We start from the raw sequence: 12209 nt of genomic DNA, 5'->3' as shown, positions 1-12209 counted from the left end.
CCTTATTTCTGTATGTATTAGACGATTATTGTTGAGAGTCTATAACTTTAAACATTAATTCTAAAAACTTATTGGGATCAAGACGATACACTGAGGGATGTTTATCTATTTGATCTTTAATAATTTCAAACCCTCCATTAGTATAAGCTTCTAGAGTCTTGATTAGCTCAGAAATTGCGGTTTGTACAGGAATATTGCCCTTATCAATCTCTAACCAGTCAATATCTGTTCTTACAAAACATGCATAAAATAGATAGAGCTGTAGGTCTGTAAAATCCTCTCTTCCTAATCTATTTGTTTTTCTTCCCCAGTCCTTGATAGGTACACTGAAGTTCTGTTTAGGAATACCTTCTAAAGGTGAGTAGCGATTGCTGTATAAACCTAAAAAGAAAGCATAAATATAGAGTTCATATCCGCTACTAAATGATTTCGCAGCATATAGTTTATTTTCTTCTGAACCTCCACCAAAATTTGTTATTTTTTCAAATAGTGGTGCTTTGTAAATAGATGCATAGTTAGGGATTTTATTAGCCCATAGTTCAAAAATAGAATTCATATTAGTGAGCCTCTATAGGTGTAATAACAGTTGAAAGAGTTGATAGGTCTTGAGAATCAAACCCCTCATGGTGATTTGCTATTGTGTAAGCCTTATCAAAGGAGATCTCTTTGAACTCTTCAGAAAGGGCCGATGTGCTATCTGTTTCACTCGATAAAAAGTCTTTAGTCAAAATGATTGTTTGCTCAGTACACTCGTTAAGAATGTTATAGAAGTGAACACGTTTTTTATCATCGAAGGATGAGGTCGGCGCATCAAATATTAATGGGAAAGATCTCTTAGACTCTCTTCTAGTTAATTCATTGATAGCAAATAAAATTGCTAGGTTCATTGAAGTATCTAATGAAGAGTTAGAGGCAAACTCTTGACCTGCCTGTATTAGTTTTACAGAAACTTGATCTCTTTTAGATCTTAAGATTTTGATTGATCCAGTAAAGAAGCCTTCATTGATTTTATAGAAGTATTCATTAGCAAGATCTTCAAGTTGCTGAATAAACTCGTTATAAACGCGATCTTTTGTTTCAAAAATGATCTTATGAAGTTGTTTTAGAATTGCAAGGGCCGGTTGTAAGCCTTGTTGATCCGATTTAATATCGATAGATTCTTTCTCTTTAACTAGTTTATTAAGGCTATCTTCAGAAATACGAACTTCCTCTTGTATTGAAGTTAGCTCAATGCTACTTCTATTAATATCACGCGATAAACGATCATTTTCTTTAAATATTTTAGATAGATCAATGCCTGAAGTTCCAGTTTCTGCTAACAATGTGTTGCTTTCTTTATTAACTAGCTCAAGATCAAAATCAATCTCTTTAATTTTTTCATTAATGAGTTGATTATGTTTTTGAGTAGCTTCTATATCATTCTCAATATTTAGCGCTATATATTTTTTTCGATCCAACTCATTAGATAAGCTTGTAAGACTTGAAATATAATTGTGTTGAAAAAGTGGCGGATCTTCTGACATTTGCTCTTTTTCGAGTTCTTGTTTTGCTATTTGCAATCGTTTCTCGATAAATTTATATGCTTCTGAACCCTTCTCTGCTGGGCGATTACAGAACTTACAGAGTTCATCTTTTAAAAGTTCTTCCATAATGGATCGAGAAGGAACTGTGGATGAGAGTGGTGTTGCATCACCGAGAAGCTGTAAGGTTGCTTCAGCTAAGCCTTTTTTTGCTCCTAGCTCTTTATTATATTCAGCTTCTTGTTCACGAGAGATCCGATCTAAATTAGCTACTTTTTCGATAAATTGATCTTGAATAGGCGCAAAGCCTTTAAGTAGCCATTTACGATCAAAAAGGTACTCCATAAATTTATCTTGTAGTTGATCAGTAAGTTCTTTTTTTCTTTTAGAGAGAGACTCTTTTTTATGAGAAAGTTTATTAAAGTTTTCCGATTGGGCTACAAGTTTTTTAATTTTTCCTTGTTCGCCAGTTGCGTAAAGAATAGTTTCATAAACTTCATCTTCTTGCTCTTTTAATAGAGTGATTTTTTTTGTTAAATAATTAATTTCATCTTCTAAGTTTTCATACTTCTTTCTATTTTTTTCATCTTTTCGAGACTCTTTAGCAATTTTATCTTCTAGAAAATTAATACATTCTTTTGCATCATCTTCGTAAGGTTGGTAAATCTTAGATGATGCGTACAGCTCAATAAGTTGCTTGAAAGCTTCTTCATTTTTGAGAGTTTCTAGCTCAGATTCACCTTTGAATAGAGAAAACTTTCGATTTGCCGTGGGGAATAAATCCGTTAGGTAATCCCATGCGGACTTATCTGTAGCACGGTCTCGCTCTCCATTAGATCGCTCTAATAGAGCAGAATATTCTAAAGGAGTTGTAGAGACACACTCACCATAATTATCTACAAGTACTTGGAAAGACTTAGTGAAAGAGTGATTTAACATTGTAATGTTATCACTGCTAGGCTCTTGGAACTCGACAGTTACAGAAACAGTGAATTTGGAATCTGGCTCATTTTTAGCGTCTTTTTTCCGTTTTTCTGTTACGAGAGAGAGAAGAGAACTCCCTGTAAATTCATACTGAAAAAACCAATCTAAAGCTTCAAAGAGTTTAGTTTTCCCACTACCATTGTGTCCAATAATGAGGTTAGTTCCTTTTGTTAGGCTAAACTCATTTTCGCCGTAATAACAGAGAAAATTTTCTAAATTAATTTTTGTAATAATCATGGATTAATCCTCTTGAGCCTTAATCGCGTATATCATGCTTTCAAAAAGTTGTTTTCCACTTTTATTTAATGTTTCTTTCTGATTAATCATTGTTCCAATTGCTCTTAGTAAATGATTATCAGAATTGGTAGCCTGGCGATAATCTAGATTCTCTTTATTCGGAAGATCATCAAAATACTCATGTTTTAACAACTCTTCAAAAATTATATCTGCATTTGTTTTTATCATAATTAAACGCCTTCATTAATTAGCTCATAAAAAGAAATATTATATTTATCAAAAATAGGTTGTAACTGCCTTTGTATCGCAAGTTTATTTCTTGCTAAAGAGGCAAAGTGAGCGACCCTCTTTAACTCTGAAATGATTAATCTCTTTTCATTATCAAAAGAGAGACTATCTGCTATTTCAGGGAATACAACAAGATCGTAGATGATGGCAAAATCTTTTGAAGGATGTTTTCTTAATATCCTTCCTCGTCGTTGTATAAATTGTCTCGGATTGCCTGTACTTGCACAAAATATTGCTTGCTTAGCTTGAGGAATATCAACCCCTTCATCTAGGCATTTCATTGATACTAAAACTTCGGTCAAGCCTAAAGAAAAATCTTTTAAAATACTTTCCCGATTTTGGCTTGTAGCCGTAAATTTGTTAACAGAAATATCTTTATTAAAGTTACTCACTAACCGGGTATATTGATCGATGATCCTTCTGTTTTGATCTGAATTTTCACTGTTATCTATTTCAGGTAATTCTTCAGTTTCTAGAGATCCTTCAGGGGCATAAACTAATGTATGCTTTAATCCATTATCAGATTCAGCGATCTCTTTTAATATTTCACTGAATGCGGGAAGCTTGTTCTCTGCTTGGTGAATTATTCTTTTTCTTGCAAGAAGCAGAGCTTTTCGTTGCTCCTCTAGTTCTCTTTTTAATGAACTTTGTTTACAACCTTCAATTTGATAATGAAGTTTTGAAAGTCTATCTGAAAACTTATTATATTCTTCTTGTTCTGAGGGAGTTAGAGAGACAAATTTAGGGAAATAGTAATAACCACACAATACTCCATTATCAATCGCTTTTTGCATTGAATATTGGTAAGTGTATGGGTACTGATCATTAAAAAATTTTAAGTATTCAGCTTCGCCTTCAAGGTCATAAATTCTATCTGGGGTAGCAGATAAGCCGATTCTTTTATGGAAAGGAATTTCTGGTAGAAGGGTTCTGATTCTTGGGCTTCCCATATTGTGGGCTTCATCGGCAATAAAAATTGTATTTTCTGCCAATAAGCTCATAAATTGAGGAAATTTTTTTCCTTGAAATGATGCATAAGTTACTATCACAACGTAGGATTGCTTCTCACCATAAAGAGATGATGTCGAGTTTAATATCTGTTGTTCCCAATCTGAATCGATATTAACTCTAATAACATTGTCATATTGAAATAGTTTGCACTCGTTAGCCCATTGATTAATAAGGCTTACTGTTGGAACAAGAATTAATGCTCTGTACAATCCAGATTTTTTATATTCTTCTAACACGCAATTGAGAGCTGTAATAGTTTTTCCGGTGCCTGTTGCCATCGCAAAAACACCTTGATAATTATTGTCTACCCATGAGTTATAAGCTTGAGTTTGATACTCTCTAGCTCCTGATGGATATGGAAATCTAGGGCTAAAAGCAATATGTAAGTTTTCTCTTTTTAACTTTGTTATTTCACTAATTAGAGTACTATTTTTCTCAAGAGTAGTCTGAGCTTCAAGTAATTGGCTCTCATCGATAAGTAATTCTTTTAAATCTTTGTTTTTATTAGTGGACTCTTGGATGACAGCGATAATCTTCTCTGGATTAAGATATTCAATATTGTCATTTCTTTGATGGATGATGTCATTTATCTCTTCAAGTTTATTTTTATTTCTTATTAATTGAGTCTCTCCATCCCAGTCTAAGTCAACACGTAGTTCTTCGAGGTTTTGTGTAAGTCCTGCTAAAGTGAAGTTGCAACTTCCTATATATCCAACATAATTTGTTCCATCATAGAATAATCCTGATTTGTAGTGAGCTATTCCATGATTGCCTTTAGGTTTTATAACCGTGAAGCTTAATCTTTGATGTTTAATTAAATAAGAGAGGCACTCAAAAAAATGAGCGCTAGGCTTCGATAACTGTTTTGCAAGCTCTATAGGGTCATCTAAATTAAAGAGGGCATCACTTAAAAAATCACCAGTAACAAGCCTTTTATCATTCTCCGAAAGGAAATGATTGATTATTAAATGGACTTCACCGCCTTTACTAATAAAGTTAGCAAATCCTAATGATAGTAAGTTGATCGCAGTTGAATTAAAGTATCCGAGTTGTAGGTAAAGAACCCTGCTATTTTGGAGACATTGTAGATAAAATCTCAACGGACTATATTCTGAGTTTGATTTATAAACGCGATCAATGGGCCATTGAATATTCTGCAACATAAAAAAGTGAAACCCATAAAAACATTAAAGAAAATAAAACAAGATTCCTCATTGTACTATTATTAATAAATCCTGCATAAATTAATATTTTTTGATTGTGAAAGAGTTTTCAAAGGTAGAGCGACGTAGTGGTGTTGTAAAAAATACCTATAATAAAAACATGATTTATGACATATGTAAGGATTCAATTAGTAGGTGATATGTAATATTGTTGTATGAAGAGATAATTATTAAATAATAATCATAAAGTCCTTAATAGGATTTGAAAGAAGCTAAAGATGTCCAATCTTACCCATCTTGAATCACGATTTAATCTTATTAAGGATGAGATCCCTACGGCGGTGAATCTTCGGGCTTATCGTTGTTTGAGTTGGTTGAAGAAAGCGAAAGCGTCGGAGGAGGATCTTGATGTGCGTTTTATCTCGCTCTGGATCGCCTTTAATGCGATCTATGCGAAAGATCTCACCTTTGTGGAGAGCGATAAGTCGGCATTTCGTCAATTTCTGCATCTGATTAACCTGCGCGCGGGGAATGAGCTCTATCGTTTAACGTGGGAGAAGTATCCGGAGGATATTCGGGTCTTTCTTAATAATCGCTATGTCTTCCAATCCTTTTGGGATTATCACAATGGGCTCTTTAGTGAAGTGGCATTGAAAGAGGATTTAGAGAAGGAGTGAGAGCAGGTGAAGCGCTCTTTAGAGCAGCAAGATTCGGCTAATCTTTTAGTGATGCTCTTTAATCGAATCTATACATTGCGGAATCAGGTTTTTCACGGCGGGGCGACTTATAACAGTCGGGCGAATCGTCCGGCGTTGAAGAATGCTTGTAATCTTCTCACTGTTTATACCGAGCTCTTTCTGCAGGTGATTTTAGATGATCCTTGTGAGAAGGAGTGGGGCAGACCTTACTACCCCTATATTACCGAAGCTTAATATATTTGTGATCGGCTCTGTGGCGCGTTGCCGGCAGGTTAGCGCGTTTCTCCTAGATCAAAGCTGGTTTCGCTACAATCTTGTTGGAGATCTTTTAAGAGAATCAGATCGTAGCCGATCATCACCTTATCGATCGGATCGGGCGTGAGATAGCGCTCGGCGATTTTGCGATGTTTGTAAGGATCACAATTGTATTGGCCATACATCATCCAATCATCCCCCTCTTTTTCTGCCATTGCCGCAGCCCATTGAGAGGTCCAGCCATAAGAGGCTTGGGTGGAGCTTGCTAAGACTTCGATAAAATTCTCCACGCGTGAACCACTATAATGCTCGTAGATCACCGGGTCGAAGGCATTACCACAGGCGATGCCGAAGCAATCTGCAAAGTAGGTGGTGGGTGCCGGTAATTCCCCAAACTTTAGACGATTGGCCGGCCATGGTGCCGGGTTTTCTTCATTGTGGGCGATAAAGTTATTAAGATCGAAGCTACACTTGGGCGAAAGGGTGAGTTCTAACGCGCGGATCGAACCATTAGCGGTGTAGGTATTGATGCGGCAACCGGCAAGAAGATACTCTTTACCATTATCCCGTGTGACGCGAGCAGGGCCGGTAAAATATTCTAGATAAGCGGTATCCGCACCGATAAAGTCGGGGGTGAAGATCTCCTCGACGGTGATCTTTTGGGCAAAAGTGAAGCTAGGCATCAGGAGCAACGCGCTGATAAGCGGTAGAAGTTTCTCTCTCAATCTATTTTTTACCATGGTGAAATTTCCTTTACGGAATCGAATAATATCTAAACGTACTCGCAATGAGCATGATTTTTGTACAATACAACTCGATCTCAATCTCACTATTTCAACTTTCACCCTCAACAACGGCACTTTCAAGCAGACGCAATAGCGGAGCGATGCTTTAAAGTGGCAACCGGCGAATATTGAAGGAGATTGGGGCGATATAACCTTGATTGCGATCTCTTAGTCTGCTTTATCCCTTCGCTGAGCGATTCTCAAACGGAAGAGGGGCGACTGTGATGTGAGTATCGGCATGGTTATATTGATGCTTATCGTTTTAATCGTTACAACCGGCACAATATAGCACCAATTCGGCGATATTGGCAGAGGGGGAGAGGAGTATTTCTTTGCAGAAAATTTCGGTCTATCTGCCTTGTGATCCCTTTGGTAAGGATTGTGATAATCATTGCGCATTACTATCGCTCCTTTGGAGAAGCGGGGGAGAAAAAAGATCGATATTAAAATCAATGCGGAAGCTTGAATCTCCTTGATAAACACGTAGAATAAAACGCTTTGATTGAGCGCATTGAGTAGAGCTTAAGCGTGTTAAAATAAGAAAGAATCAGCGGTAGAGCATTCCTCAAGCGCTATAAAAATTAAAATCGATATGTAAGGTTGGATTGCGAGTTATCTGTCTATAGAGTTTGCCGTTGTCTTTATTCTCTTCTTTCTTCTCTATTGGTTATTTAGACGGAGCGTGGCGATCCAAAATGGCCTGCTTTTGGTGGCAAGCTATTGGATTATCGGGCTATTTAGTGTCGATTTCGCCCTGATTTTAGGGGGCTATACCACCGTTATCTATCTGCTCTCAACCGGTATTATTTATGGGCGATCCCCAAAGTTTTGGCTAATCAGCGCTATTGTCGTGGGTGTTGGGAACTTAGCGCTCTTTAAGTACTTTAACTTTTTTGCGCCACAATTTGTCTATCGACTTTCGGAATGGGGGATCGATCTCTCACTACCGGTGGCGGAGATTATCTTCCCGATCGGAATCTCGTTCTACACTTTCCACTCTATTAGCTATCTTGTATCGCTCTATGAGCGTGCCGTCGATCAGCGAGAAAGACCGCTCGAGCCACAATCATGGCGAGGTATGGCGCCGATCAGCTTCTTCGATTTTGCACTCTTTCTTGCCTTCTTCCCGAGTGTGATTGCAGGGCCTATCAATCGTGCGAATCGTTTTCTTCCTCAAATTCAACGAACAACCGCGCGTGAGATTGTCGGGTATCACCGTGCCTTTGCGCTAATCTTATTGGCGATTATTAAGGTCTATTGGTTGAGTAGTTACTTCTCGCAAGCGTGGGTAAAACCTGCATTTGATACACCACAATCGATGCATACGGTCGATCTTCTCCTTGGTGTTTATGCTTATGCTGCAGAGCTCTATCTCAACTTCTCCGGTTATACCAACTTAGTGACCGGGATTGCGATTCTCTTAGGATTTCAACTGCCGAGAAACTTTAGAGCGCCATATCTGGCAACTAATTTAAAACAATTTTGGAATCGTTGGCATATCTCCCTTTCACGCTGGATTCAAGATTATATCTACATTCCCCTCGGCGGTAGTCGTAAAGGGGTGACGCGCACGCAAATCAATGTCTTAATTGCGATGGTGCTCTCTGGTCTATGGCATGGAGAGACCTTCAATTTCCTTATCTGGGGTTTAATCCATGGTGTCGGCGTGGTCTTCTTAAATCTTAAAGATCGTTATCGGCAGAAGCGCTTAGCGGCGGCGGGATTGAGTCGTGCCGAGATTCGGGCACATTTTCGTGAGAATGGTCGTGTGACGTATGGCACCTATTTTAATCGCTTCTTAACCTTCAATTATGTCTGCTTAGGGTGGATCTTCTTCCGGAGTGTCACCTTTGAGGATTCGCTTAGCTATCTGCAATCTCTCTTTGCCAACTTTACATTAGAAGCTTTTCCATACCATTCGCTCGGCGTTCTCTTAGCGATCTTAGCGGTGACGCTCTTTCTCTATCCTATTTTGGTGAAAGTGCCGGCACAATTTGTGCGTCTAAGTCGCCGAATTCCTTGGTTTTTATTGCCGATCCTCTATATTCTCATCTTATGGGGAGCGATCTATTTAGCGCCATCAGGCATTCCGCAATTTATCTATGCCAGTTTCTAAGGAGTGAATATGAGAGCTAAAGTCGCTTATATCTTAATAATTACCGTTGCCGGGATGCTCTTTCTCTTTAGAGAATCGGTTAATACCTACTGGATGCAGAGCTATCATCAAGATTCTCCTCTAATGGAGATTGAACGCTGGATTACCGGCAAGAAGTCTGAATTTATTGATTCTATCTTTGTCGATTCTATCGTAGAAGAGGATCAGCTAGATCAGATAGCGGGTCAGACAGCGGGTCAAATAAAGGATGGCGTCGCGGAGAGAGATCATGCTGTAATGGCAGGGCAATCGATTGATGAGCGCCCCTCTTCAGTTGATCAAATGCATGAAATGAATCTCTCTGGCGATCAGCAAACGTTAAAAGAGCGTGAAGTAGCGAAAGAAGGGCCGAAAGAGGCGCCGGAAGCCGAGGCTGAAGAGGTCATTGTGATGGACTTTGTCGGACCTGAGTTTCCACAATTACCGGGAACGCGAGAGGTTCGTGCCGGTGATAAGCTCTTCTTTGTGGGCGACTCGATGATGCAGGGGGTAGCGCCACGTATTAAGCAAGCTCTCTATCAGAAAGAGGGGGTCGATGGTGTTGATCTCAGTAAGCAGAGTACCGGTCTCTCCTATCCTAACTTCTACAACTGGCCTAAAGTAGTTGAGGAGACCTTAGCGAAACACCAAGATATCCGCGTGATGGTGGTCTATCTTGGGGCGAATGATCCTTGGGATTTCCCGGTGCCGGGTCGCAAGCAGTATCTTCGCTTTAAGTCAGCAGAGTGGGAACGCGCCTATCGTTCGCGAATTCGTCAGATTCTCTTATCTGCGAAGGCGCATGATATTCCGGTGATCTGGCTCGGTGCGCCCTGTATGCGTAAAGATAAATTACATAATGATATGATCTATCTCAATCGCCTCTATCAAGCAGAAGTGGAGCGTTTTAATGGTTACTATCTCCCTACGAGTGAGATTTTAGGCTGTAGTGATGCCGGCTATGCCGCCCATGTGACGACGGAGAAGGGGCAGCAACGAGTTCGCGCAAATGATGGGATTCACTTCACAGTTGCCGGACAGCGCCTTGTTGGCAATGGGGTGATCGATCTCTTAACGATCCAATCAGATGATCCGGAAGAGAGCGCCGTTGAGGAGATCACCGCGGAGAAGAAGACAACTGAGAAGATCAGCAAATCTACCGTAGCAGAAGCGCCGGCGAAAAAGCAGGCAGTGATGTCTGAGCGAAAAGCGCAAGAGCGTCGTGTAACTGATCGACCGATCGCGCCGCCATTACAATTGCAGAGTGCGCCACAAGAAGTGGAGTATCCTTCTTCAGTAAAACCGAATGCCATAAGAAGTGATGGTGTTGAAGAGGGATTTATTTGGGAATAAGAAGATGGTTCACCCATTCAGACAACAGATGAAAAGGGATCGAGAGATCTGAGAGATCATTAGCGCTCATCAGAGAAATCAGCAGAGAAATCATCAGAAAGCATGATTGAGAATCGATCCTCGAAAGAGATCAAACAATAGTGATCCCGATGGGATCGCCAATAGAAAGGTTAAAGTAGAATGAAACAGTTAAAAAATTGGGCGCTTGGCGCTTTAACAATGGTGGTAATCGCCGCTTGTAGCAGTGCCGGCATTGGGGATTATCGCCGAGAGATCGGCCCTGGAATTATCAATTATGGAGATGCCAATCTCTCACTTTTACAGCAGAAGGTCTCTCGTCTTGCTTCTGGCGGGAGCGAGGTCTTATCGGTAACGCAATTTGGGGATTCCCACTCGGCAGCAGATTTCTTCACCGGTGAGCTTCGAACACAATTGCAAGCACGCTTAGGTAATGCCGGCATTGGTTGGGTAACGCCGATGGATGTTCGTGGTCAGCGTCATGCCGAAGTGACTTGGCGCTCTCAAAATTGGCAGTTGATCAATAGCCGTACCGATGATCATCCCGCCTATCCGATGGGGGGATATGTGGCGCGTTCTACTAAAGCTGGAGGATATATCGATCTTCTACCGCGAAATAGCGTCAGCCCTCATGAAGCGTGGAATATTCGCATGGTTGTACGGGAAGAGGTGCCGGAGTCGCTCTCTTTATATAGTGCATTGGGGCGAAGTTCGATTCAATTACCGCTTAAGAGCAATAATTGGCAGATCGTGAAGATGAAGAGTGCGTTACCTCTGAAGCTAGTTGCAGGCGAGAAGGGGATCGAAGTGGGCGGTTTTTGGCTTCAGCGAGCGAATCAATCCGGCGCGATTGTCTCCTCCATTGCCACAAATGGCGCACAGCTTTCAATCTGGAATCGCTGGTCTTCTGAATGGATGACCGAGCTTGCGGCAACGGAGAGTGATCTTGTAATCTTAGAGTATGGTACGAATGAGGCCTTCAATGATCGGCTCGATAAGAATCTCTATCGTCAAAACTTAGTGGCAAGTATTCGGAAGATTCGTCAGCGACTTCCAAATGCCGTAATCTTAATGGTAGGGCCGGGCGATGCATTATTGCGCAATGCTTCCGGCAACTGTACCGACCGTCAGCCGCCTTCATATGAGATGGTTAAAGCGGTACAGAAATCGGTAGCACGTGCAGAACGAACGCTCTATTGGGATTGGCAGATGGCGATGGGTGGTAAATGCAGTATCAATCAGTGGGAAGCGGAATCACTCGCCGGCAAGGATAAAGTTCATCTCACCGGCGCGGGCTATCGTCTCAGTGCGAAGATGCTCTATAAAGATCTGATGCAGCTCTTAAATGTGCGTTATTAATCGAAGCTGATCGAATCAATCTCTTAAAAGGTTAGAAGCCTCTCTATCGTAAAGGTAGAGAGGTTTTTTTGATAATTTAGTAATCGAACGAAATGATCGGCTCCCGCCGTTCAACAAATCTTCTTAAGAATCATCTCCTCAAGAGGGACTCATCAAAAGAAAAGAGGCTGAACGCTGCCGGTCCTCACTATCACATGCTTCCACAAATCGCGCGCCGGCAGTTGGCATTATCGATGCCAAACCGCGGACATGCACCGGTGAAAAGAACGAAATGGTTGGCTCCCGCCGTTCAACAAATCTTCTTAAGAATCATCTCCTCAAGAGTGACTCATCAAAAGAAAAGAGGCTGAACGTTGCCGGTCCTCACTATCACATGCTTCCACAAATCGCGCGCCGGCAGTTGG

10 protein-coding genes are annotated in these 12209 nt (G+C 40.6%); 5 read left to right on the top strand and 5 right to left on the bottom strand.

The genetic code is table 11. The features are described 5' to 3' along the window. Positions 1 to 25: 25 nt before the first annotated feature. The 4 genes from DC077_RS10095 to DC077_RS10080 are packed head-to-tail and all read right to left on the bottom strand — an operon-like array spanning position 26 to position 5203. Positions 26 to 556 carry a hypothetical protein gene (locus DC077_RS10095; RefSeq protein WP_109218016.1) on the bottom strand — a complete coding sequence of 177 codons (531 nt, stop codon included), beginning with the start codon at positions 554 to 556 and terminating at the stop codon, positions 26 to 28. 1 nt (position 557) lies between these two features. Continuing rightward, positions 558 to 2741, bottom strand: coding sequence for an AAA family ATPase (locus DC077_RS10090; RefSeq protein WP_109218015.1), 2184 nt, complete (start codon positions 2739 to 2741; stop codon positions 558 to 560). A gap of 3 nt (positions 2742 to 2744) precedes the next feature. Next, a complete protein-coding gene (locus DC077_RS10085; protein ID WP_109218014.1) occupies positions 2745 to 2969 on the bottom strand; it encodes a hypothetical protein in 225 nt (74 codons plus the stop codon). A gap of 2 nt (positions 2970 to 2971) precedes the next feature. Beyond that, positions 2972 to 5203 (bottom strand): DEAD/DEAH box helicase family protein, encoded by a 2232-nt coding sequence (locus DC077_RS10080; protein ID WP_109218013.1) that lies wholly within the window; start codon positions 5201 to 5203, stop codon positions 2972 to 2974. Positions 5204 to 5481: 278 nt separating this feature from the next. Between DC077_RS10080 and DC077_RS10075 the strand changes: the two genes are divergently transcribed. Together DC077_RS10075 and DC077_RS10070 are read left to right on the top strand one after the other, a co-directional pair. After that, positions 5482 to 5880, top strand: a complete 399-nt coding sequence (locus DC077_RS10075; protein WP_109202421.1) for a HEPN domain-containing protein — start codon at positions 5482 to 5484, stop codon at positions 5878 to 5880. A 6-nt stretch (positions 5881 to 5886) separates the two neighbouring features. Beyond that, positions 5887 to 6135 (top strand): hypothetical protein, encoded by a 249-nt coding sequence (locus DC077_RS10070; RefSeq protein WP_109202420.1) that lies wholly within the window; start codon positions 5887 to 5889, stop codon positions 6133 to 6135. Positions 6136 to 6173: 38 nt separating this feature from the next. Here the strand turns inward: DC077_RS10070 and DC077_RS10065 are convergent, their stop codons facing one another. Next, positions 6174 to 6896, bottom strand: a complete 723-nt coding sequence (locus tag DC077_RS10065; RefSeq protein ID WP_109218012.1) for a hypothetical protein — start codon at positions 6894 to 6896, stop codon at positions 6174 to 6176. Between the two features lie 727 nt (positions 6897 to 7623). Between DC077_RS10065 and DC077_RS10060 the strand changes: the two genes are divergently transcribed. From DC077_RS10060 to DC077_RS10050, 3 genes are all read left to right on the top strand, one after another. Next, entirely contained in the window at positions 7624 to 9057 is a 1434-nt protein-coding gene (locus tag DC077_RS10060; RefSeq protein WP_239990401.1) for an MBOAT family O-acyltransferase, read from the top strand. Between the two features lie 9 nt (positions 9058 to 9066). Then, on the top strand, positions 9067 to 10428 hold the full coding sequence (locus DC077_RS10055; protein ID WP_109218010.1) for an SGNH/GDSL hydrolase family protein: 1362 nt from the start codon (positions 9067 to 9069) through the stop codon (positions 10426 to 10428). Between the two features lie 180 nt (positions 10429 to 10608). Continuing rightward, the gene (locus DC077_RS10050) at positions 10609 to 11805 is read left to right on the top strand and encodes an SGNH/GDSL hydrolase family protein (RefSeq protein ID WP_109218009.1); all 1197 of its coding nucleotides are present in this window, start codon (positions 10609 to 10611) and stop codon (positions 11803 to 11805) included. The last annotated feature ends 404 nt before the right edge of the window (positions 11806 to 12209 follow it).

Source organism: Ignatzschineria cameli, from assembly GCF_003121895.1.
Taxonomy (GTDB): domain Bacteria; phylum Pseudomonadota; class Gammaproteobacteria; order Cardiobacteriales; family Wohlfahrtiimonadaceae; genus Ignatzschineria; species Ignatzschineria cameli.
The sequence above is the reverse complement of the archived record's forward strand: the minus strand, read 5'-3'. Positions and strand labels throughout refer to the sequence as shown.